This is a genomic window from Mucilaginibacter inviolabilis, from assembly GCF_011089895.1.
Classification (GTDB): Bacteria; Bacteroidota; Bacteroidia; order Sphingobacteriales; family Sphingobacteriaceae; genus Mucilaginibacter; species Mucilaginibacter inviolabilis.
In genome coordinates, this window is sequence record NZ_JAANAT010000003.1 from 561,328 (window position 1) to 583,310 (window position 21,983).

Here is a 21,983-nt window from a genome sequence, read left to right on the forward strand (position 1 = left end):
TTAACTCAAAACGTATAGCATAAAACGTTGCACGTATAACCTCCTCCGTAGAATTGCCATATGGCAACTAATTCCTTACGCTGGGTGCTTCATTTCATTTTGATGTTTTTATGACTTATTTTTGTGTCTCATAAAAATTGAAATGTTATGTCATCAGTAGAAACTGCATTCGTTAAATACAAAGTAAAAGACTTTTCATTGGCCGAGTGGGGCCGTAAAGAAATTGAGCTGGCCGAGGCCGAAATGCCTGGTCTGATGGCTCTGCGTAAAGAATACGGCCCGTCGCAACCTTTAAAAGGTGCGCGTATTGCAGGTTGCTTGCACATGACCATCCAAACCGCTGTTTTAATTGAAACTTTAATTGCCCTTGGTGCCGAAGTTACCTGGTCGTCATGTAACATCTTCTCTACCCAGGATCATGCTGCTGCTGCTATTGCTGCTGCCGGTATCTCTGTTTATGCCTGGAAAGGTATGAATGCCGAAGAGTTTGACTGGTGTATTGAGCAAACTTTATATTTTGGTGAAGACCGCAAACCGTTGAACATGATATTGGACGATGGCGGCGACTTAACCAACATGGTGCTGGATAAATATCCTGAGCTGATTGGCGATATTAAAGGTTTATCTGAAGAAACCACTACCGGTGTTCACCGTTTATATGAGCGCATGAAAAATGGTACCCTGCCAATGCCTGCTATCAACGTAAATGATTCGGTTACCAAATCAAAATTTGATAATAAATACGGTTGCCGCGAATCATTGGTTGATGCTATCCGTCGTGCTACCGATGTAATGATGGCTGGTAAAGTAGCTGTTGTTTGCGGCTATGGCGACGTTGGTAAAGGCTCTGCCGATAGCTTACGTAACTCTGGTGTACGTGTTATTGTAACCGAAATTGACCCTATCTGCGCCCTACAGGCCGCTATGGAAGGTTTCGAAGTGAAAAAATTAGGCACTGCCATTGCCGAAGCTGACATTGTAGTTACGGCTACCGGTAACAAAAACATCGTTCGTGAGCAACATTTCCGTGCTTTGAAAGATAAAGCCATCGTTTGTAACATCGGTCACTTTGATAACGAGATCGATATGGCCTGGTTAAATGGCGCTTATGGTAATACCAAAGTTGAAATTAAACCACAGGTTGATAAATATACCATTGATGGTAAAGACGTGATTGTATTAGCCGAAGGCAGGTTAGTGAACCTGGGTTGTGCAACCGGTCATCCAAGCTTTGTAATGAGTAACTCGTTCACCAACCAAACTTTAGCTCAATTAGAGCTTTGGACAAATGGTGCTGCTTACGAAAACAAAGTATACACACTGCCAAAGCACCTTGACGAAAAAGTTGCCCGCTTACACTTAGCCAAAATTGGCGTAGAGCTGGAAGTACTTGATCAGGATCAGGCCGAATATATCGGCGTGACTGTTGAAGGTCCGTTTAAACCGGAATACTACAGGTACTAAGTCAAAAGATAAAATTCAAAAATAAAAAGTCAAAAGGCATGGTTTTAGGATCATGCCTTTTTTATTGACTTTACTTTTTTAATCTCCCAGTTTCCGCAAAATCCTGCTGTCAATATAAAATGTTCCGAATGGGATAATACAGGCAATAAGTACTTTCCAGGTAGTTGTTTTAAACTTCCATTGCTGTTCAACACCGACACTCAGCGTGTTAAATACAAAAAGCAAAAATAAAGCGCCATGTATAGGCCCCATAGCCTTCACCATATGCGGATCATGCCCGAAATACTTCAGTGGTACAGCTATAAAAACGAGGACAAGTAAGGATATGCCTTCCAGAAAAGCAATGATACGTAAGCGACCGGTGTTTGATTGGATTAAGTTTTTCATGTATGGAGTTTAAAATGATCTTAAATACGGACGGTGTGCAAGTGGTGAAAAGGGCCAGGGAATAGCCATGAGAATAAGGAGCAGGGCTATGCTGAAACTAATGAGCATTACCCTGAATTTTTCATGAGCAAAAATGAGTCGTTTTGCTTTAGCCGAGCCAATAGTAACCACAATAATGGCGGTTAACATCAAGCTGATGTGAATGATGCCAAAGAAAACCGGTTCTGTAATATGCCCGCTATTGCCCGGACCTCTGAACAGGGCTTTAACTGTATCGCTTTGCGTATACAAAATAATACCTAACAAAAGTTGAATGTGAGCGATGGTAGCTGTCCAGTGTCTTACCAGATCGTCTATTTTGGTAAATGGACTTAGTTTAAAATATCCGCGGTACGATCTGTAAATGGCATATAATAAACTGCCTAAAACAAGCCAGCGGAAGCAAGAATGGAAAAAAAGAAGTGTATTCATATACGGATAAATTAAAACATACTATATGGTATGTTTTGTGATAAAAAATTTTACTGTAGTTGGTCCAGGTATTTTTTTAACTCTCGTAGGTAGGTATGATAACAGGCAGCACCTAAAAGCTTACCTATATTCCGTACTCCGCTGTAACCCGCGGTTATGAAACAAGCCACCTGTTCGGCATCGGTATCTGGTTTTATACGGCCCGCGTTCTTGCCATTATTAACATTGGTTACCATCGCTTTTTGCCATTGTAATATGAGTTTTGATAGGGCCTGTTTAAAAGCAGTATTTAAGGGAGCCATTTCTTCAATAAGATTTACCGCCGGGCAACCATACTGTACTTGAAAAAAAGGTGATTTTAATAACAAATTATGCATCATTAAATAAAGCTCTTCAACCGGGTTAGCTGAATTAGTAAGCGGTGTTACCATGGTCTCGTACATTCCGGGATACATAACTTCTTGTATCATAGCCAGGCCCATTTCTTCCTTGTTTTTGAAATGGTAGAAAAAAGCACCCTTAGTTACCGGGCTATCAACAAGTATATCATCAATACTGGTCGCCTGGTAGCCTTTTTGATATATCAGGTTAAATGCTCTTTGGAGTATACCAGAGCGGGTTGCTTCTGCTTTAGTCATAAAAGATACTACTTAGTATGTTCTACGACAAACATACTAAGTAGTATGTGAATTGCAAAGGAGATTTTTATTCAGGACATTTAAATGACTTTAGCCAGTGTAAAATCTATATAAACGCCAGTTGTCAAAACCCTTATCCCATTGGTCAAAATGCAATGTTACTTTCAGGAATCCCTGTTTATCTTTAATCTATGAAAAGAATAGCGATCCTCCTTTCCCTGGCTTTTATAGGTAATCTAAACAGCTTTGCCCAGATACGGATTGATACTGCCGGGTATATCAAAAACAATTCACTCATTTATTCACTGGTTATTTCGAAGAACAATAAGATCATCCATCAGCAGTATTTTAACGGACAGGATAGCACTACTTTGTTTAATGACCAGTCGCTTACTAAAAGCGTTATGGCATTGCTTATCGGTATAGCTATTGATAAAGGTTACATCAGATCGGTAGATGAAAAGGTTGCCGACTTTTTCCCCGAACTAAAAATCGATACCGATAAACGGAAACAAGATATTACTATCCGCCAGGTGATGAACCAGGCCTCAGGTTTTTACCATGAAGGTGTTAATGTGGGCGCCTTGTTAACCCTCCCTGATCCATCGGGTTATGTGATCAAAGCACCACTGGTGTCGGAGCCCGGGAAAGTGTTCCGGTATAATAACGCGGCTACGCATTTGTTATCCGTCATCATTACCAAAAGTACGGGGATGGATACCCGCGCATTCGCCAAAAAATTCCTGTTCGATCCATTGGGAATTACCAGTTGCGATTGGAAAAAGATGAAGGACGGTTATTATGATGGCTGCGGACTTTTAAGCATCCGCCTGCGCTCCGTTGATATGTTGAAACTGGGTAACCTGGTACTAAATAAAGGGAAATACCATAACCGGCAAATTGTTCCATCCAAATGGATAGCGACCATCATCAACCCCGAAGTTACCTATCAAACACCCTGGGGACTGGATGATTCATTATACGGCCTATGCTGGTACCATGCCGATTACCAGGGAACAAAAATAGTTTATGCCCTGGGCTGGGGCGGGCAGTTTATGTTCGTGATACCATCCTTAAAAGCCGTCATCATGACCAATTCCAGCGTAGCTGATGTAACGGCTATTAAAGAGGCGGCTTTAATCACAGGGAGGCTTTTTCCTGAATTGATGAAGCAGTTGAAAGGCGAGTAGTTCGGGTTTAATTACTCCCCTCGAACTCCTCCTCCACGCTTTCCCTTAAATCATACAGCAGCCATTGCTTTTTAGCAATGGAACCGGCTTCGGATTGCAGCAGTTTGATAAAATCATTTACGCCGGTGGGTTCGTTGCCATTGCCGTGGATGAGTACAATGCTGCCGGCTTGTGGTTGCTGCCCTTTGGCCAGCCAGGCATCGGTACCAATCGGTATCAAACCATAGTCGGTTAGTTTATATACCAGTTGCTGATCGGATACCAAACCCGGAAACCTGAAAAATACCGACGGTAGCAAGCCGTTTTTGAGCATGGCTTTTTCGGTTTCCAGTATCTCGTAGTTCATATCGGTACCCGGCTCCAATAAAAAGTTTTCTTTAAGCGGCGCTTTGAGGCTTACCCTGTGATTAAAGGAGTGGTTAATCCAGGTGATATAGATCTCGCGTTTGGCCTGCATCTGTTTGAGCCATTCCAGGTCCTGTGGGTGCTGACGCATCCATACACCGGTAACCGAGAGGGCAATGGGCGCCGGGCGTTCCACCTTCTGAAACTCCGTAAAAATGTCGGTAAATATGCGCCTGTCGAGCGGGCGGTGCGAAGGACAAAGATCGGCTGTTAAACTGATGCCCGTTTCTTTAGGGATGCCGCTTTCAATGCCTGCGTCTTGCAGGGCTACGGATTGTTTTTCGGCTTTGCGCAGCGCTTTCTGGTAAGGTGTGCTTTTGAAAAAGTCGCGCGCTTGGGTAATGGTCATGGGTTTTACCTGGTAAAAGCTGGGCTCATCAATTTTGGTGACCAGTGTTTGCGGGTTTACCAGCAGGTAATAGCTTTTGCCTTCGTTTTCAAACTGGCGCAGTATCATCCAATCCTGCGGGGCATGATGCGCCCAGCCATAAAAAACCTTATAATTTTCTATTTTACGGTAATTGGCTTGCGCGGCGGCTTTATATTGTAAGCTGCTCAAGATCAATATAGCGAGCAGGTATTTAAGCAGGGCTTTGTTCATTCTTATTTAAATTCCAGTTTTTGCCTGTAAGTATAGCGGTTATTACCAATATCAGCATAAAAATAATAATCAGGGCCGGGGTTATTTGTTTAATAAAGTAAAGGATGTTCTCACCCTTATCGGCGGTAGAGATAACTCCATTGGGTAAAGCCGATAGTGGTGGATAAATTGTCCAGTCCGGTTTGGGTATCATATTCAGTAATGCAGAAAGGGGATATATAATTAGAAGGAACAAAAAATTGGCTATTATCAGTATCAGATTTTGTAGCCTTCTTTTATAACAATAAAAGCTTTCCTTAACCAAATAAATGATGGTGGTAAGCATTAAAAATACCGGAATAATGATAACCGACCAGTCAATAACGAAATAGGTGTCATGAAGATTAATATCAAGAGAGGCATTTCCTTCCCATGATCCGGCCAGAAAAGGTACAAACAATCGTGTTGCCAAATAAATAGCAATTAGAATAATAACTTCTGTGATAATGGGTTTAAGTTTCATAACTTAAAGATAAAACTTAGTAAATAAGATTAGGTTTAGTATTGTATAAATGATGTATTAACTTTGAACCATGACCCGCTTATCTGTCAATATCAATAAAATAGCTACCCTGCGCAATTCGCGCGGCGGTAATAACCCCGACCTGATACAGGTTGCCAAAGATTGTGAACGTTTTGGCGCCCAGGGCATCACCGTACATCCGCGCCCGGATGAAAGGCATATCCGCTATAGTGATGTTTTTGAACTGAAAAAGATCGTAACTACCGAGTTTAATATCGAGGGCAATTGTCAGGAACAAAAATTTATCGACCTGGTATTGGCCAATAAGCCCGAGCAGGTGACCCTGGTACCTGATGTACTGGGACAAATCACTTCCAACCATGGCTGGGATACCATCACCAATTATCATTATTTAAAAGACATGATAGCGGTTTTTAAAGAAGCCGGTATTCGCGTATCTATATTTGTTGATCCGATAGCCAAAATGGTAGAAGGTGCCGCCAAGACCGGTACCGACCGGATTGAGTTATATACCGAAGGCTATGCCACGCACTACCACCAGGGCCGCGAACTGGCGATAGCACCATATATTGAAGCTGCCGAAGCCGCGCAGGCTGCAGGCTTGGGTATCAACGGCGGGCATGATCTTGATCTGCATAACCTCCGATATTTTGCCGAGCATGTTCCCGGTTTACAGGAAGTAAGCATAGGCCACGCACTTATCAGCGACGCGCTTTATTATGGTCTGGAAAATACCATCCAGCAATACCTGCGGCAACTGGTTCCGGCCGAGACGGATCTTTGAGCTTTTGAATATTGAACACAGAATATCGAATGTTGAATAATGAAGTAAGTTTCGACATTCGATATTCAACATTCATTATTCGATATTACCGACTGATGGCTGTCACCCTGAGCTCTGTCGAAGGGTGGAGCGCAGAGGCCTGCCCGCCATGCTTCGACGAAGCTCAGCATGACATCCTTTGAAAAACACAAAATCCGAAATTATGTCATCAGCTTACCCAATAATATCGCTTTTTCTTGCTCGGGCACAGATGCGGGATCATACAGGCATGAGTGGATGCCACAAATTTCAAATCCATTTTTAAGATAAAAGTCAATTGCAAGTGTGTTGGTGCTTTGCGTTTCCAGTTCTATAAGCCGGATATTTTGTTCTGTAGCTGTAAATGCAATTTTGGTTAAAAGCAATGTCCCAATGCCCATTTTTCTATGGCTGTCAGCAACCTCAATGTAATCTACCCACAGCGAATTATTCCATGCGCGTTTTTGGGCAATGGCAACCCCAATCAGCCGGTCTTTTTCAAAAGCACCCAGGGAAAGGTTCTCGGCAATTAATTCGGCGTAATGATCGGTATCCTCCCGGGTGTAAGTCCAGCGTTTAATATAAGGCTGTTCCAGTTTTACCCTGGTTAATTTAATAGTAAACTCATTTTTACCTTGAGTTCTGCTGAGCTGATATATTTCATGAGCATGATACCCGCTAAAGCCAAAAGAATGTTGATCAGCCAAACTAAATTCTTTTAGTGTTTTTATTTCTATCATGTTTTGCTGTAGGTATTCAATTTCTATCTAAAGATAGGTCGAATTCTTAATATTAGTTTGGATGGAATATCGAACACGGAATATCGAATGTTGAATAATGAAGTAAGCTTCAACTTTTGTTATCCCCTTAGGGCCATCTGCGATAGACTTTGAGTGGACAAAAAGTATATTAATGGATATTCTTGCTTAAAACCAGCTTTTAAGCTCGCCCGTCATTTTATCCTGTTCAGGTGGTAATTCCGTTTTACCGCATATCAATTCATCAATTCCTATGGCTATATCAGTAGCTACAGTTCCATGTCTGATAGCGCTTATAATCCAATTGACACCGCATAGCCATAAAAATGCCACTATACCTACCCACCATGGGCCGCCATTTACTAACATAAAAACGCCCAAAATAATTGATATTGCTGATGTGCCGATAAATAACTGACGCATATTTATTTGATAGTTAAGGAACCAACAGTTGTTTTCATGAACCAGATTGAAAACACCATTATCAATACCACCAAACAACGAGCCTCTCCAATTAGATGTTGAGCCTTTGTAACTAACAGACAGGTCTTTAACAATAACGTGATCTGCTTTGTCCTTCAATATGCTTTCTCTAATATATTGTAATATCTGCCCTTTGTTGTCAGGTGTTATTACTGTTTTTAACGATCTATTAAAGATAACAGAGAAAGGAAAAATCATTATTGGCAAACTTTGTATAAAGATAATAGAATATTTCGTCCCCTTAGGGTCTCCTGAAAGGGACCCTAAGGGTGTCTGGGAGGTCTATAAATCGAACACTGGATATCGAATGTTGAATAATGAACTAAGATTCGGCATTCGATATTCAAAATTCATTATTCAATATTATGCTCACCCCTGTAAACCCTTTGTCAATAATATATTAGACAATTGTTACTCATCGACTAAAACTGTACCTTTGCGGTAAATTTAGAGGGACACTTGATTCATGATGTTGAACGCAGACTACCAGGAGAAGTTTCAGTCGAGACACATTGCTCCAAATGAGGCCGATACGGCTAAAATGTTAAAAACCATCGGGGTAAAATCATTGGACGAGCTTATAGCTCAAACCGTGCCCGATAGGATCCGTTTGAAAGCACCGCTTAACTTACCACCCGCCAAAAGCGAATTTGATTACCTGAACACTTTAAAGCAAACTGCTTCCAAGAACAAGGTTTTCAAATCGTACATCGGTAAAGGTTATTACGATGTAATTGTACCGGGTGTAATTCAGCGTAATATCCTGGAAAATCCGGGATGGTACACGCAGTATACGCCTTATCAGGCCGAGATAGCCCAGGGTCGTTTACAGGCGCTGCTTAACTTCCAGACCATGGTAGTTGACCTTACCGGGATGGAAATTGCCAACGCTTCGTTGTTGGACGAGGGTACTGCAGCTGCCGAGGCGATGTTTATGCAGTACAGTCTGCGTAAAAACACTGATGCCAATGTGTTCTTCGTATCTGAGGAGCTGTTCCCGCAAACTATTGATATTTTAAAAACCCGTTCGGAGCCTTATGGCATCGAACTGCAAATAGGCGATCACCGTACGGTTGAATTAACCGAAAAAATGTTCGGCGCTATTGTACAATACCCTGCCGGTAACGGCGCGGTTTATAACTATGCCGACTTTGCCGCTAAAGGGCATGAAAAAGGTATTAAGCTAACCGTTGTTGCCGATATCATGAGCCTGGTGCTGTTAACGCCTCCGGGCGAATGGGGCGCCGATATTGTGGTGGGTTCTTCACAACGTTTTGGTGTGCCTATGGGCTTTGGTGGTCCGCATGCTGCGTTTTTTGCAACTAAAGAAGAGTACAAACGCTCTATCCCGGGTCGTATCATCGGTGTTACTATTGATAGTGCCGGTAACTACGCGTTGCGCATGGCACTGCAAACCCGCGAACAGCATATTCGCCGGGATAAAGCAACTTCGAATATCTGTACTGCGCAAGCTTTATTGGCTATAATGGCTGGTATGTATGCCGTATATCATGGTCCGCAAGGGGTTAAATTAATCGCCGAGCGTATCCATGGCTTAACTGTTTTGTTAGCTAAAGCCCTTGGCGAATTAGGTTACGAACAACTGAACGAATCGTATTTTGATACCCTGAAGTTTGATGTTGCTCATTTAGCTGGTCCTATCCATTCAGAAGCTTTAAACAACGAAATGAACCTGAACTATGATGGTTCGGTGGTTACCATTTCGCTTGATGAAACTACTTCTGTTGAAGATGTTAAAACCCTGGTTAGGTTTTTTGCCAAAGTAAAAGGCAAATCGCTTACCGATGTGAATATCGACGAGTTGAAAGCTAAACTGGAAACAGTTATTCCAGCTGATCTGCAACGTCAATCGGCTTATTTGACACATGCCATATTCAATACGCATCATTCAGAACATGAAATGCTGCGTTATATCAAATCACTGGAAACCAAAGATCTTTCGCTTTGTCATTCCATGATCGCTTTGGGTTCATGTACCATGAAACTGAACGCTACTACCGAAATGGTGCCGGTTACCTGGGCCGAATTTAGCAAGATACATCCATTTGCCCCTGCCGATCAGGTAGGCGGTTATATGCAACTGTTTGACGAGATCAACAACTGGCTGAGCGAGATCACTGGCTTTGCCGCCATGAGCTTACAGCCAAACGCAGGTGCACAGGGCGAATATGCTGGTTTAATGGTAATTCGCGCGTATCATCATGATCGTGGCGATCATCACCGTAACATAGCTTTAATTCCTTCATCTGCACACGGTACCAACCCTGCATCTGCAGCCATGGCCGGTATGAAGATCGTAGTAGTAAAATGCGATGATAATGGTAACATCGATGTGGCCGATATGAAAGCCCGTGCCGAGCAATATAAGGATGAACTGTCCTGCTTAATGGTTACTTACCCATCTACCCACGGGGTGTTTGAGGAATCGATCATCGAGATATGTGATATTATACACCAGAACGGCGGCCAGGTTTATATGGATGGAGCCAACATGAACGCTCAGGTAGGCTTAACAAGTCCGGCCAATATCGGTGCCGATGTTTGCCACCTCAACCTGCACAAAACGTTCTGTATACCACACGGTGGTGGTGGCCCTGGTATGGGTCCTATTGGTGTGGCCAAGCACCTGGTTCCTTATTTACCGGGACATGCTGTGGTTGATATCGACAGGGGTAAATCAATCCACGCCGTATCGGCAGCTCCGTGGGGTTCGGCTTCTATCCTCATCATATCACATGCTTATATAGCTATGATGGGCGCTGATGGTTTAACCAATGCTACCCGTTATGCTATTTTGAACGCCAACTATATCAAAGCACGTTTACAGGATCATTACCCGGTATTATATACCGGTGCCAATGGCCGTTGCGCGCATGAGATGATACTGGATTGCCGCTCATTTAAATCATTTGGCATTGAGGTTACTGATATTGCCAAACGTTTGATGGATTATGGTTTCCATGCGCCTACCGTATCGTTCCCGGTTGCGGGTACGGTGATGGTGGAGCCTACCGAATCGGAGCCCAAACATGAGTTGGATCGTTTTTGTGATGCGATGATCGCCATCCGTCATGAAATTGCTGATGTAGCCGAAGGCGTATCAGATAAAACAGATAATCCTTTAAAAAATGCTCCGCATACAGCCGCTGTAATTACCGGCAACGAATGGGAGCATAGCTATACCCGCCAGAAAGCGGCATTCCCGCTTCCTTATGTGGCTGCTTATAAATTCTGGCCATCTGTAGGTAGGGTTAATGATACCCACGGCGACCGGACACTGATCTGTTCATGCCCGCCGCTGGAAGATTACGCCTTTGAAGAAAGCGTGATTGAATAAATTTTATTAATGTGCAGATTTCAGATGTGCAAATGAAATCTGCCATTGAATATAAAAATGTGCAGGTGGTTTAAGGAGCCATCTGCACATTTAATTAATAATTAATTGCTGAATAGTGATTTCAGCTGCACATTTGAAGTCAGCATATCTGCCCATCTTCAAGTATCCTTCTCTTTTTAATCATTTAATCTTTAACCGGTCATTTTATTCACTGATTTTCTCTGTCATGTTGTTTGCGTGTTTATTGAACTTTCGATACACCAATGACTTTTTCTGAGGCAACTAAAATGTGCTTTTAGTGTTTTAATTATTTGATTTTTAGCTTTTTTAGCGTATTTTTATTTTTTGAGAAGAAATTTACCTAAGTGCTATTTGGAAAATCCGATACACTTTTGCCCAATGTTTTTATTGGAAAAAGCAGATAGCTGTAAAATAAATACAATACTTTGAGGTTATTAATACGTCCTGTTAAAACAATATCGGTGTTGACAACTTATAGGAATATAACTTTTTAATTTAACGTAGCGTATAAGTATATCTATAAAAAGCACATCTATTTTAAATGCCTTATGACCATTAATGATAAACCTGTGAGTGTATTATTAATTGATGACGATGAGATCAATAATTTCATCTCTATTAAATTAATAAAAAAAGCGTTGCTTAATACCGAGATCATGGCGTGTTTAAACGGAAAATTCGCCATTGAACAATTATCCGATATACAGCGGAAAGATCCGGCAAAAATGCCTGATTATATCTTATTGGACATTAATATGCCTATTATGAATGGCTGGGAATTTTTAGATGAGTTTAAGCGCCTGAATATCGATCCGCAGGGCAAAAGCAAAATCTATATCATTTCGTCATCGGTATTCAGTAATGATATCAATAAGGCCAAATCGTACCCGTTGGTAAAAGACTTTATATCAAAGCCTCTTAATGTCGAAAAAATAAAAGAACTTTTTGAAGTAGGCGCCCACAATTAAACGGGCTCAACTTTAAAATGTTCGTCATTACGTGTTACACTTCCAATAGCAAATGATTTAGCATGATAAAACAGGCAGATCCATCCTTCTTCGGCTGCCTTTTTTCCATATTCTTCGCGTAACTGCATCGCCTTACGACCATCCATATCATATTTGGCAATAAATTTTCTGATCAACTGCTCAGGTTCGGGTAGCTCATCTCCTCCAAAAAATATTTTTTTACCTTCCATCTCAATCCAGAATACCTGGTGATAAGGGCAGTGTCCTCCTGAGTGTTCGTACCTGATGCCTGGCTGTAATTCTCCATTGCCTTCTACAAACGTAATGTTGACTCCCCGTAGCGCTTCGAATATTTCTTTATGATAAGATGAGGATTTGCCCGCCAGGCCGGTTTCCCATTCCTGGCGCTGTATCACATGCCGAGCCTGCGGAAAGCTGGGCTCCAGTTTTCCGTTCCGCTCCACAACCAAACCGCCGGAGTGATCATAATGCAGGTGCGACATGAGTACCAGGGTTACATCCTCCGGATCAAAACCGGCGTTGCGTATATGTTGATGGAGTAATAATTCGTCCCGTGTATCCTTAAAACCAAGGCCGGTATCCAGCACAATCAGATCATGATCTGTTTTGATCAGAAAAGGGTTAACGTGGATAAATAATGACGCAGGGCGATCTTTCGGGTTGTCGGTTTGCGGGTCAAACGGGATAAATTTTTTGGTAGCATCAACTGAATAAGAGCCCTCACCTAAAGCGAAAATTTCCATAGTGAAATAGTATCAAGTAGCTAGTATCAAGTATCAAGACAACTGCATTGTTAATCAAGCTTCAAAAAATCTTGATACTTGATACTAGCTACTCGATACTAAAAAATTATCTTTACTGTTTTTATTTGCAAATGTATGAATAAACGCTGGACGGTAAGGGATAATGCTGATCATGAAGTAGTCAAAAAATTAGCTGCTGATCTGAATATTGATACCGTTTTAAGTACCCTGCTGGTTCATAGGGGAATAAGTACGTTTGATGAAGCCCGTTACTTTTTCAGACCCGATATCCTGCATCTGCATGACCCTTTCCTGATGAAGGATATGGAAAAGGCTATAGAGCGCATTGATGATGCCATAGCCGCAGGTGAAAAAATACTCATCTTTGGCGATTACGATGTAGATGGCACTACTGCTGTTGCTACCGTATACAGTTTTTTTAAGGAGCGCTACGAAAGTCTGGAATATTATATCCCTGATCGTTATAAAGAAGGTTATGGGATATCAACCCAGGGTATAGACTATGCCGCCGATAATGGTTTTACCCTTATCATAGCCTTGGATTGCGGTATTAAATCGGTTGATAAAATTGATTATGCTAATGCCCGGGGAGTTGATTTTATCATTTGTGATCACCACCTTCCCGGAGCCGAATTGCCCGCAGCTGTGGCCATACTTGATCCTAAGCGGAACGATTGTGAATATCCATATAAAGAACTTTCGGGCTGTGGTATTGGTTTTAAGCTGATACAAGCTTATGCAGAAACACACGACATTCCATTTGAAGAGGTAGCCCGTTATCTGGACCTGGTAGCCATCAGTATATCTTGTGATATTGTGCACATCACCGGCGAAAACCGCACGTTGGCTCATTTCGGTTTGCAAAAGATCAACACCGATCCGTGTATGGGGGTAAAAACCCTGGTAGAAATTGCCGGCAGAACGGGTAATAATCTTAGCATATCGGATGTAGTGTTTTTATTGGGCCCCCGTATTAATGCTGCCGGCAGGATAGATGATGCCAAACATGCCGTTGAGCTGCTGATTGCCTGCGACGAGAAGCTGGCCCGCGAAAAAGGCATGATGATCAATACGCATAACGCCGAACGTAAAGGGCACGACCTGGATATAACCGGCGAGGCTTTAAATATGATTGATAATGATGAAGAGCTGATCGGGCGTAAATCAACAGTGGTTTTTAATGAGCACTGGCATAAAGGGGTTATTGGAATTGTAGCATCACGCCTTACCGAAAAATATTACCGGCCAACTATTGTACTTACCCGCTCCAACGGGCATGTGGCAGGTTCGGCCCGTTCGGTATTAGGGTATGATCTGTATGAAGCCTTGTGTGAATGTAAAGATCTGCTGATACAGTTTGGTGGGCATAAGTACGCGGCGGGCTTAACGATGGAGCCTGAAAATGTGGAAGCCTTTAAAGCCCGTTTTGAAGAAGTGGTAAGCGCTACCATTGCACCTGAACAATTGATACAGCAGATACAAATTGACGCCGAATTACGTTTAAGCCAGATAGAACCGAAATTTTTCCGGATCCTGAACCAGTTTGCACCTTTCGGACCTGAGAATATGTCGCCGGTTTTCATCAGTAAAAATGTGTATGTTAGTGGCAATGCCGCTTTGGTGGGGGCTGCTCATATTAAAATGTCGGTGATGCAGGAGGACTCGGCGGCATTTGATTGCATCGCCTTTAATCATGGCGAATATCTGTCGCAGTTAAAGCCAGGCGTGCCATTTGATATTTGCTATAGCATTGAAGAAAACGTATGGCGCGAAAGGCGTACTATACAATTGAACATAAAAGGAATAAGGGTTTAAGTTAAGTCAAAATTAAAAATTCGAAAGTCAAAAATCAGGACTTTTGAAATATACATGTAAGTTGAAGCTTAAGTTGGAAATGTGTTTTTTGACTTTTGAATTTTGACTTTTGAATTTACAACATGATTTTAAGAGCAGACCATTTAGTGAAAAAATATAAGCAACGTACAGTTGTTAATGATGTATCATTTGAAGTATCGCAGGGCGAAATTGTAGGTTTACTTGGGCCGAATGGTGCTGGTAAAACTACGTCGTTTTATATGATCGTAGGGTTGATAAAACCCAATGAAGGCCTCATTCATCTGGACGATCAGGATATTACACAGGACCCGATGTATCGCCGGGCACAAAAAGGTATTGGTTACCTGGCCCAGGAAGCTTCGGTGTTTCGTAAACTTTCTGTCGAGGATAATATCAGGGCTGTACTGGAAATGGGTAAAATGACCAAAGAAAGGCAACGCGAAAAACTGGAAGAGCTTATTGACGAATTTAGTTTACACAAGGTTCGTAAAAACCGGGGCGACCTGTTATCAGGCGGCGAACGTCGTCGTACCGAAATTGCCCGTGCCTTGGCTGCCGAGCCCAACTTTATTTTACTGGACGAACCTTTTGCCGGTGTGGATCCGATAGCGGTAGAGGAGATACAGGCCATGGTAGCTAAACTAAGGCACCGTAATATCGGTATCCTGATTACCGACCACAACGTACAGGAAACATTGTCTATCACTGATCGGGCCTATTTGCTTTTTGAAGGTAAGATACTGGAGTCGGGTGTTCCGGAGGTACTGGCTGAAAATGAAATGGTACGTAAGGTTTACCTTGGTGCGAATTTTGTTTTGAAAAGAAAAGTATTCCCGCAGTAATTCGGGGAGCAGGGATTTTGAGAATATAGATTCATTTTTTGTCCTGTATTCAAAAACTTACCTTCTACCTGTTAATGTCTTTGCTCTAAAAATCCATATTCATAACGCCGCCTATGGATAGAGCTTTTACGATTAAACAGATTTTTCCTATCTTGACTCTTGATTCTTATATCTTGACTCTACTATACTATGACGATCTTTAATTCGGTATTCACCTGGTTCATGAAAAAGCGTATCCATCAGATAGAGCTTTTTATGAAGTACCCCAATGAGGTGCAGGAGGAATGGTTTGAACAACTGATATCCGGTGCCGAAAATACCGAATGGGGACGCAAATACCAGTATAAAAGCATTGAGAACCTTAATCAGTTTAAAGAGCGGGTACCTATACAAAGCTATGATACGCTTAAGCCCTATATCGAGCGTATGCTCCTTGGCGAGAAAAATGTATTGTGGCCTTCGGAGATTCGCTGGTTTGCCAAATCCTCAGGAACGACCAATGATCGGAGCAAGTTTATTCCCGTAAGCGAGGAAGCGCTGGAGGAATGCCATTTCAAAGGCGGTAAAGACCTGCTCACCATTTATTTTAATAACCAGCCGAATGCCCGCATGTTCACCGGGAAGATATTGACATTGGGTGGTAGTCACCAGATGAGTCAGCTAAGCGCCGATACTTCTTTTGGCGATCTTTCTGCAGTAATCATGAAAAACTTACCTCTTTGGGCTGAGTTTCACCGTACGCCCGATCTGGACATAGCCCTGCTGGAAAACTTTGAGGAAAAGATAGAAAAGATTGCACAGGCCACCAAAGATGTGAATGTAACCAGCATCAGCGGGGTACCCACCTGGAATCTGGTGCTGTTTAAACGTATACTGGAAATTACCGGCAAAAAAAATCTATTGGAAGTATGGCCCAACCTGGAGATGTATTTTCATGGCGCGGTTAATTTTACCCCCTATCGCGAGCAGTTTAAGGCGCTGATTCCAAGTGATGATATGTATTACCTGGAGAATTACAATGCCTCTGAAGGCTTCTTTGGTATTCAGGATACCAAAGAGCCGGGAGATATGCTGCTGATGCTGGATTATGGGATATTTTACGAGTTTTTACCTCTGGAGAACCTGTATGACGAAAATCCCAAAACGCTTACATTGGATGAGGTGGAACTGGATAAAAACTATGCACTCATTATAACCACTAACGCCGGATTGTGGCGTTATATGATAGGCGATACCATTAAGTTTTCCTCGTTGTCGCCATTTCGCATACAGGTTACCGGGCGTACCAAGCATTTTATCAATGCGTTTGGTGAGGAAGTAATTATTGACAATGCCGAGCGGGCCCTGGAAGAGGCTTGTCGCCAAACCGGTGCTATCATCAGGGAATACACTGCCGCTCCGGTCTACTTTAATGGAAATGATTGTGGTGCGCACGAGTGGATCATTGAGTTTGAAAAAAAACCCGCCGAATTTGAACGTTTTGTTGATCTGCTTGATGAAACCTTGCGCCGTATCAATTCCGACTATGATGCCAAGCGTTTTAAAGATATGGCCCTGCGCCGCCCCATTGTGCGCCGTGCACCCGAAGGCACTTTTTTCAATTGGATGAAAGAAAAAGGCAAATTGGGCGGTCAGCATAAAGTACCCCGCCTGGCCAACAACCGTGAATATATTGACGCCATTTTGAAAATTATGGAGCCGGTGGGGAGTTAGATTCGTCGGCAGGGGGCCAGGTTATAACCGTCACTCGGCTGGAGCCAAGCGACTGCAGGAGTCTATTGGATAGATTTAGGTAGAAAATAAAACGATTAAAAAAACAACAGCCGTCGCTCGGCTCCAGCCGAGTGACCACTATTACCCGGCCTCCGGCCGATATCAAAAGACACAAATGTCCGAATTCCGCAAAGCCAATACCGATCGGCCATTTTTTATTACGCTTACAGTAGTTGGCTGGATAGATAGATGTATTTACCAGAAGCGAATACTGCGAAGAGTTTTTAAAGAATCTGGAATTTTGTCGTACCAACAAAGGCCTGAAAGTATATGCTTATTGTATCATGAGTAACCATATTCATTTGATTGTAGGTTGCGAAGAAGCTAAACTTCCTCAAATTTTCCGGGATCTTAAAAGCTATACAGCGAAAAGGTTGATAGAAATGATAAGCAATGACCCTGGTGAAACCAGAAAGGAATGGTTACTTTATCTATTCAGATATTTTGCCAATAGCACCTTACAAAACAAGGAGTATCAATTTTGGCAAAAAACAAATCATCCCACGGAATTAATAACTGCAAGTGTATTTGATCAGAAGGTCGATTATATTCATCATAATCCGGTACAGTCGATGACGGTTAATGATCAGACAGCTTTTGTGTATAGCAGTGCTAATCCAGATTCTACTTTTAAGGTTGATGAAAGTTAATTGTCTTCGTCGGCCGGAGGCCGGGTTATAGTCATCACTCGGCTGGAGCCGAGCGATTGCTTGCTCTTTTTTGTTTCATGATATGATGTGCCGTCGCTCGGCTCCAGCCGAGTGACCGATATTACCCGGCCTCCGGCCGATAGCTTCAACACAAAAAAAGCCCTGCATGAAAAACGTGCAGGGCCCATAGTAATATGATAATAGGTCAGTTATGACATTTTAAGCTTCTTTTGAATGTCGGCAACGTAACCCTTAAATTTCTTATCGGTATCAATAAGGTCTTCAACGGTTTGGCAGGCGTATATCACGGTAGAGTGGTCGCGGCCGCCAAAGAAGTGACCGATTGATTTTAATGAACTTTTGGTGTGTGCTTTGGCCAGGTACATAGATATTTGACGAGCCTGTACAATTTCGCGTTTGCGGGTTTGCGATTTTACCATTTCAATAGGCACTTCAAAATACTCGCAAACCAGACTTTGGATATACTCCATCGAAATTTCTTTGGATGAGTTTTTCACAAAGTTCTTCAGCATTTGCTTAGCCAGGTTCAGGTCGATCTCCTTGCGGTTCAAGGTTGATTGAGCCAGCAGGGATACCATGGCGCCTTCCAGTTCACGCACATTGTTATCAATGTTATGCGCTACATACTCAATTACATCGTTTGAAAGCTCGATGCCGTCCTGGTAGATCTTGTTTTTAAGGATAGCCATACGGGTTTCCAGATCAGGGATCTGCAAATCGGCAGAAAGCCCCCATTTAAACCTCGAAAGCAAACGCTCTTCTAAACCGGCCAGGTCCTTAGGCGCTTTATCTGATGTGATGATCAGCTGCTTGCCCGATTGATGTAAGTGGTTAAAGATGTGGAAGAAGAAATCCTGTGTTTTTTCTTTACCGGCAAAATTGTGCACATCATCCATGATCAGTACATCAATAGCCTGGTAAAAGTTCACAAAATCATTAATGTTATTGTGTTTAAGCGCATCAACAAATTGCTGGGTGAATTTTTCGCACGATACATAAAGTACCAGTTTATCGGGCAATGAGCGCTTTATCTCGTTACCAATGGCCTGGGCCAGGTGGGTTTTACCTAAACCAACACCGCCGTATATCATTAAAGGATTAAAAGAAGTACCTCCGGGTTTTGCAGCAACGGCATAACCGGCAGAGCGGGCTAAACGATTGCAATCACCTTCAACAAAGTTTTCAAAAGTGTAGTTTCTGTTTAACTGCGGATCAACATTTAATTTTTTCAAGCCGGGGATCACAAAAGGGTTTTTAATGTCCTTATTGATCGAGATCGGGATCGGCATTGACTGATTTTTGGACTCGGCACCATTTCCGTTCGAAGGCATATTAGTGGTGTATGGTTTACTTGATGATTGCTCAACAACTATATTATACTCTAAACGTCCTTCGTCGCCTAATTGTTTTTTAATTGTTTTGCGCAGTAAACCTACATAGTGCTCCTCGAGCCACTCGTAAAAGAATAAACTTGGTACCTGTATCGTCAGAACGCTTCCTTCCATGCGTAAAGCTTTTATTGGCTCGAACCAAGTTTTAAAGCTTTGTGCTGGTATGTTATCTTTTATGATCTGGAGGCAGCTATTCCAAACAGTAGTACAGGTTTTTTCCATATAGATATTAGTAATATATTGATTTCCAACCCCCAGCGAAACAATTTTTGGGCCTGCTACGGAACATCGAATATTGCCAAAAAAAGCTTATAAAAAAATTAAATTTTCACTTTTTTGGCAAATAAATTTCTGGCATGATAATCAGCTTTTTAATAAAAAAACCTTATTAAATATTGCTTTTTATGACAAAAATTGCAATTATATTTCCGTTAGTCCCAATTAATATGAACCGATTAATTTAATAAAAAATCAGGATAATTACCAGGGGGATAATTATTTTTTATACCGTGGCGTGCAACAATAGTTGAGCCAAATTGTTGTTTGTACAACTGTTAAAAATTAATGTTCTGGTATACTGGTAAATAAAATATGGCCCTGCTTTTATTTATTGGTATGAAGGTATAAGCAGTGTCTGCAAAAATTTACACTATGTGATACTATCTATTACTAACCAAACGCAGTGCGTCAGCAATTTTCCCAACGGGGCAGGCTTTGCCCATACATCTTTACTGCCGGATGCTTTGCTATGAAGTTAAAATAATTCTTCTATATCCTGCCGTACCAGGCCGGTAGCTATTTCATATGGATCCTGTTCCTGTTTACTTAAATGGATCAATATAGTTTTGCTCATTTCTGTACCGGAAGCATCCTGTGGAAGGGCCTTCATCGTATTGTTCACCAGGGCCAGTGTATCATCCTTTACCCTTTTTACCACATTCCATACCCGTACGCTCACATAAATTTGCTGGGTAACATTATGCTGAAACTCATTCCTGATCTCGGTAACAACCATCATATGTAGTTCGGCAGCCGAAAGGCCCGAAGCGTTCAGGCGGATAAGCATACTGGCCGGGTTAGCTCTTTCAATAAATAAGATAACGCGCTCATAAGCCTGCAGGCGTAAGGGCAGCGTTTGACTGCTAACGGCCCTTTTGAGCTCCAGTATCTGTATTTGTTCGGCTTTATCCAGATAGGGTTTAAATAAATAAAGGGCTACCCACACCACCCCAATGCCGGCAACGGTGTATTTTAAAATATCAAGTATATAGGGTAATGTTTGCATGTTTTATAAAATGTTAAACTGAGGTCATAAAATACCGGTTGCAACAAAAATCTACATTTTACATTATATTTGTATAGTTAAATAAAAATAAGATGAGTACTGCTGTTGAAATTGCACCGGTAACCTTTACTCCGGGAGCCGTTAAAGAACTTTTTAAATTAAAGGATCAGCAAGAGATAGGCGATGATTTTGGCCTGCGTGTTGGTGTTGAAGGTGGTGGCTGCTCGGGCATGAACTATGTGCTTGGCTTTGATCAAAAAAAGGATGGCGACCAGGAATATGATATCGACGGTATAAGGGTATTTATGCATAAGGCCCATGGTTTGTATCTGGCTGGTATGCAGATTGATTTTCAAGATGGCTTAAATGCACGCGGATTTACCTTTAATAATCCTAATGCTGCCAGTACCTGCGGCTGTGGCACTTCTTTCTCGGTATAATTTCTAATCTCCAGATAGAAGATATTATTTTAAAGGCAGCCCACGGGCTGCCTTTTTTGTTAGTTAATTTCATCGATAGTTTTCCGTATCCAATATGGAACAGCGCCTTCGCCATACCCCTGACTGTTAAATCTGATGGTCCCATCTTTATCCACTACCAAACTTGCCGGACATTGGTCAACTCCATAGTAAGCAAATAATGGCATTGAATCACCTACGATGTGGTATTTAAATGGCGATACTTTCAGAAATCGCTCAATATTATCCGTTTTATCTAAAGAAATTCCAATAAACACAACATCTTTCCGGCCTTGATAGGCTTCTGTGAGGCGGTTAAGTTCGGGCATTTCATACCTGCATGGCGGACAGGCTATAAACCAAAAATTTAATACCACAATTTTTCCTTTCAGATCAGCCTGTCTGAGTATGGTGCCATTAACTTCTTTCATGTCAAAAAAGGTGAATGAATTGCCGTTTTTAAAAAACTTGGTTTCTTCAGGCTTAGGGGCTTTAGCCATTACCTTATTTTCAGCGGTTTCATCCCTTTCTGTCAGTATAAAAGCAGTGCTGTCGCTATCATGTTGAACGGGGCTTAATTTGTACTTACCGGTTGACATTAATTTACTCCAATCCTGATAAGTGAGTTTTTTACCCCGGGCGTTGGTAACTATAGTGGTTTTGTTAAACCCTAGTTGTTCAATAGGGCGTGTGATCTCAATTTGAGCCTGAACGCTTAATGCAAAACTGAAAGCTATAACGAATGATAGTAGAATTTTATTCATGAATAAGGTTTTTCTCCCTGAAAGTAGATGATTATTGCTATACAAACAAGTAAGCTGTATATTATTTAGTTTAACGGTTGAGTTTGCTGTAACAAAATGATACGGTGCA

Annotated in this window: 21 protein-coding genes; 10 read left to right on the forward strand and 11 right to left on the reverse strand. The window is 42.0% G+C overall.

Annotated features, from left to right (window positions below; all coding sequences use genetic code 11):
• The first annotated feature begins 147 nt into the window (after positions 1-147).
• A complete protein-coding gene (ahcY, locus tag G7092_RS22405; protein WP_166092764.1) occupies positions 148-1,464 on the forward strand; it encodes an adenosylhomocysteinase in 1,317 nt (438 codons plus the stop codon).
• Positions 1,465-1,542: 78 nt separating this feature from the next.
• On the opposite strand, the gene G7092_RS22410 is transcribed toward ahcY, so the two are convergent.
• The 3 genes from G7092_RS22410 to G7092_RS22420 are packed head-to-tail and all read right to left on the reverse strand — an operon-like array spanning position 1,543 to position 2,960.
• Positions 1,543-1,851, reverse strand: coding sequence for a DUF3817 domain-containing protein (locus G7092_RS22410; RefSeq protein WP_166092767.1), 309 nt, complete (start codon positions 1,849-1,851; stop codon positions 1,543-1,545).
• A gap of 9 nt (positions 1,852-1,860) precedes the next feature.
• Complete coding sequence (locus tag G7092_RS22415) at positions 1,861-2,322, reverse strand: hypothetical protein (RefSeq protein ID WP_166092769.1); 462 nt, start codon at positions 2,320-2,322, stop codon at positions 1,861-1,863.
• 50 nt (positions 2,323-2,372) lie between these two features.
• Positions 2,373-2,960 (reverse strand): TetR/AcrR family transcriptional regulator, encoded by a 588-nt coding sequence (locus G7092_RS22420; RefSeq protein WP_166092772.1) that lies wholly within the window; start codon positions 2,958-2,960, stop codon positions 2,373-2,375.
• Positions 2,961-3,151: 191 nt separating this feature from the next.
• Between G7092_RS22420 and G7092_RS22425 the strand changes: the two genes are divergently transcribed.
• Positions 3,152-4,150, forward strand: coding sequence for a serine hydrolase domain-containing protein (locus G7092_RS22425; protein WP_166092775.1), 999 nt, complete (start codon positions 3,152-3,154; stop codon positions 4,148-4,150).
• A 7-nt stretch (positions 4,151-4,157) separates the two neighbouring features.
• Here the strand turns inward: G7092_RS22425 and G7092_RS22430 are convergent, their stop codons facing one another.
• Together G7092_RS22430 and G7092_RS22435 are read right to left on the reverse strand one after the other, a co-directional pair.
• Positions 4,158-5,156, reverse strand: coding sequence for a polysaccharide deacetylase family protein (locus G7092_RS22430; RefSeq protein ID WP_166092777.1), 999 nt, complete (start codon positions 5,154-5,156; stop codon positions 4,158-4,160).
• Positions 5,137-5,658 (reverse strand): hypothetical protein, encoded by a 522-nt coding sequence (locus tag G7092_RS22435; RefSeq protein ID WP_166092778.1) that lies wholly within the window; start codon positions 5,656-5,658, stop codon positions 5,137-5,139. Before G7092_RS22435 ends, G7092_RS22430 begins: the two co-directional genes overlap by 20 nt.
• 70 nt (positions 5,659-5,728) lie before the next feature.
• Between G7092_RS22435 and G7092_RS22440 the strand changes: the two genes are divergently transcribed.
• Positions 5,729-6,463, forward strand: coding sequence for a pyridoxine 5'-phosphate synthase (locus G7092_RS22440; protein ID WP_166092779.1), 735 nt, complete (start codon positions 5,729-5,731; stop codon positions 6,461-6,463).
• A gap of 200 nt (positions 6,464-6,663) precedes the next feature.
• Here the strand turns inward: G7092_RS22440 and G7092_RS22445 are convergent, their stop codons facing one another.
• Both G7092_RS22445 and G7092_RS22450 read right to left on the reverse strand, forming a co-directional pair.
• Positions 6,664-7,221 (reverse strand): GNAT family N-acetyltransferase, encoded by a 558-nt coding sequence (locus G7092_RS22445; protein WP_166092780.1) that lies wholly within the window; start codon positions 7,219-7,221, stop codon positions 6,664-6,666.
• A gap of 186 nt (positions 7,222-7,407) precedes the next feature.
• Entirely contained in the window at positions 7,408-7,821 is a 414-nt protein-coding gene (locus G7092_RS22450; protein WP_166092781.1) for a hypothetical protein, read from the reverse strand.
• A gap of 367 nt (positions 7,822-8,188) precedes the next feature.
• Here G7092_RS22450 and gcvP point away from each other — a divergent pair, with 367 nt between their 5' ends.
• The gene (gene gcvP / locus G7092_RS22455; RefSeq protein WP_166092782.1) at positions 8,189-11,080 is read left to right on the forward strand and encodes an aminomethyl-transferring glycine dehydrogenase; all 2,892 of its coding nucleotides are present in this window, start codon (positions 8,189-8,191) and stop codon (positions 11,078-11,080) included.
• A 569-nt stretch (positions 11,081-11,649) separates the two neighbouring features.
• On the forward strand, positions 11,650-12,069 hold the full coding sequence (locus G7092_RS22460) for a response regulator (protein WP_076371791.1): 420 nt from the start codon (positions 11,650-11,652) through the stop codon (positions 12,067-12,069).
• On the opposite strand, the gene G7092_RS22465 is transcribed toward G7092_RS22460, so the two are convergent.
• Positions 12,066-12,833: an MBL fold metallo-hydrolase gene (locus G7092_RS22465; RefSeq protein WP_166092783.1), complete on the reverse strand. Its 768-nt coding sequence runs from the start codon at positions 12,831-12,833 to the stop codon at positions 12,066-12,068. The two genes, G7092_RS22460 and G7092_RS22465, sit on opposite strands and share 4 nt — an antisense overlap.
• A 135-nt stretch (positions 12,834-12,968) precedes the next feature.
• Between G7092_RS22465 and recJ the strand changes: the two genes are divergently transcribed.
• From recJ to G7092_RS22485, 4 genes are all read left to right on the forward strand, one after another.
• Positions 12,969-14,669 (forward strand): single-stranded-DNA-specific exonuclease RecJ, encoded by a 1,701-nt coding sequence (gene recJ / locus G7092_RS22470; protein ID WP_166092785.1) that lies wholly within the window; start codon positions 12,969-12,971, stop codon positions 14,667-14,669.
• Positions 14,670-14,791: 122 nt separating this feature from the next.
• Positions 14,792-15,532 carry an LPS export ABC transporter ATP-binding protein gene (gene lptB / locus G7092_RS22475; RefSeq protein ID WP_166092786.1) on the forward strand — a complete coding sequence of 247 codons (741 nt, stop codon included), beginning with the start codon at positions 14,792-14,794 and terminating at the stop codon, positions 15,530-15,532.
• A gap of 189 nt (positions 15,533-15,721) precedes the next feature.
• Positions 15,722-17,245, forward strand: coding sequence for a GH3 auxin-responsive promoter family protein (locus G7092_RS22480; protein ID WP_166092788.1), 1,524 nt, complete (start codon positions 15,722-15,724; stop codon positions 17,243-17,245).
• A gap of 245 nt (positions 17,246-17,490) precedes the next feature.
• Positions 17,491-17,955 (forward strand): transposase, encoded by a 465-nt coding sequence (locus G7092_RS22485; RefSeq protein WP_369074295.1) that lies wholly within the window; start codon positions 17,491-17,493, stop codon positions 17,953-17,955.
• Between the two features lie 209 nt (positions 17,956-18,164).
• Here G7092_RS22485 and dnaA read toward each other — a convergent pair whose 3' ends face one another.
• Together dnaA and G7092_RS22495 are read right to left on the reverse strand one after the other, a co-directional pair.
• Positions 18,165-19,589 (reverse strand): chromosomal replication initiator protein DnaA, encoded by a 1,425-nt coding sequence (gene dnaA / locus G7092_RS22490; RefSeq protein ID WP_076371801.1) that lies wholly within the window; start codon positions 19,587-19,589, stop codon positions 18,165-18,167.
• Positions 19,590-20,121: 532 nt separating this feature from the next.
• Entirely contained in the window at positions 20,122-20,652 is a 531-nt protein-coding gene (locus tag G7092_RS22495) for a DUF7935 family protein (RefSeq protein WP_166092791.1), read from the reverse strand.
• A gap of 92 nt (positions 20,653-20,744) precedes the next feature.
• Here G7092_RS22495 and G7092_RS22500 point away from each other — a divergent pair, with 92 nt between their 5' ends.
• Entirely contained in the window at positions 20,745-21,092 is a 348-nt protein-coding gene (locus tag G7092_RS22500) for a HesB/IscA family protein (protein ID WP_166092793.1), read from the forward strand.
• A 59-nt stretch (positions 21,093-21,151) separates the two neighbouring features.
• On the opposite strand, the gene G7092_RS22505 is transcribed toward G7092_RS22500, so the two are convergent.
• Positions 21,152-21,874, reverse strand: coding sequence for a TlpA family protein disulfide reductase (locus G7092_RS22505; protein ID WP_166092796.1), 723 nt, complete (start codon positions 21,872-21,874; stop codon positions 21,152-21,154).
• Between the last annotated feature and the right edge of the window lie 109 nt (positions 21,875-21,983).

Bases quoted from the DNA above. Each gene is read 5' to 3' on its own strand.
- ahcY (WP_166092764.1), top strand. From the start codon at position 148: ATGTCATCAGTAGAAACTGCATTCGTTAAATACAAAGTAAAAGACTTT.
- G7092_RS22410 (WP_166092767.1), bottom strand. From the start codon at position 1,851: ATGAAAAACTTAATCCAATCAAACACCGGTCGCTTACGTATCATTGCT.
- G7092_RS22415 (WP_166092769.1), bottom strand. From the start codon at position 2,322: ATGAATACACTTCTTTTTTTCCATTCTTGCTTCCGCTGGCTTGTTTTA.
- G7092_RS22420 (WP_166092772.1), bottom strand. From the start codon at position 2,960: ATGACTAAAGCAGAAGCAACCCGCTCTGGTATACTCCAAAGAGCATTT.
- G7092_RS22425 (WP_166092775.1), top strand. From the start codon at position 3,152: ATGAAAAGAATAGCGATCCTCCTTTCCCTGGCTTTTATAGGTAATCTA.
- G7092_RS22430 (WP_166092777.1), bottom strand. From the start codon at position 5,156: ATGAACAAAGCCCTGCTTAAATACCTGCTCGCTATATTGATCTTGAGC.
- G7092_RS22435 (WP_166092778.1), bottom strand. From the start codon at position 5,658: ATGAAACTTAAACCCATTATCACAGAAGTTATTATTCTAATTGCTATT.
- G7092_RS22440 (WP_166092779.1), top strand. From the start codon at position 5,729: ATGACCCGCTTATCTGTCAATATCAATAAAATAGCTACCCTGCGCAAT.
- G7092_RS22445 (WP_166092780.1), bottom strand. From the start codon at position 7,221: ATGATAGAAATAAAAACACTAAAAGAATTTAGTTTGGCTGATCAACAT.
- gcvP (WP_166092782.1), top strand. From the start codon at position 8,189: ATGATGTTGAACGCAGACTACCAGGAGAAGTTTCAGTCGAGACACATT.
- G7092_RS22460 (WP_076371791.1), top strand. From the start codon at position 11,650: ATGACCATTAATGATAAACCTGTGAGTGTATTATTAATTGATGACGAT.
- G7092_RS22465 (WP_166092783.1), bottom strand. From the start codon at position 12,833: ATGGAAATTTTCGCTTTAGGTGAGGGCTCTTATTCAGTTGATGCTACC.
- recJ (WP_166092785.1), top strand. From the start codon at position 12,969: ATGAATAAACGCTGGACGGTAAGGGATAATGCTGATCATGAAGTAGTC.
- lptB (WP_166092786.1), top strand. From the start codon at position 14,792: ATGATTTTAAGAGCAGACCATTTAGTGAAAAAATATAAGCAACGTACA.
- G7092_RS22480 (WP_166092788.1), top strand. From the start codon at position 15,722: ATGACGATCTTTAATTCGGTATTCACCTGGTTCATGAAAAAGCGTATC.
- dnaA (WP_076371801.1), bottom strand. From the start codon at position 19,589: ATGGAAAAAACCTGTACTACTGTTTGGAATAGCTGCCTCCAGATCATA.
- G7092_RS22495 (WP_166092791.1), bottom strand. From the start codon at position 20,652: ATGCAAACATTACCCTATATACTTGATATTTTAAAATACACCGTTGCC.
- G7092_RS22500 (WP_166092793.1), top strand. From the start codon at position 20,745: ATGAGTACTGCTGTTGAAATTGCACCGGTAACCTTTACTCCGGGAGCC.
- G7092_RS22505 (WP_166092796.1), bottom strand. From the start codon at position 21,874: ATGAATAAAATTCTACTATCATTCGTTATAGCTTTCAGTTTTGCATTA.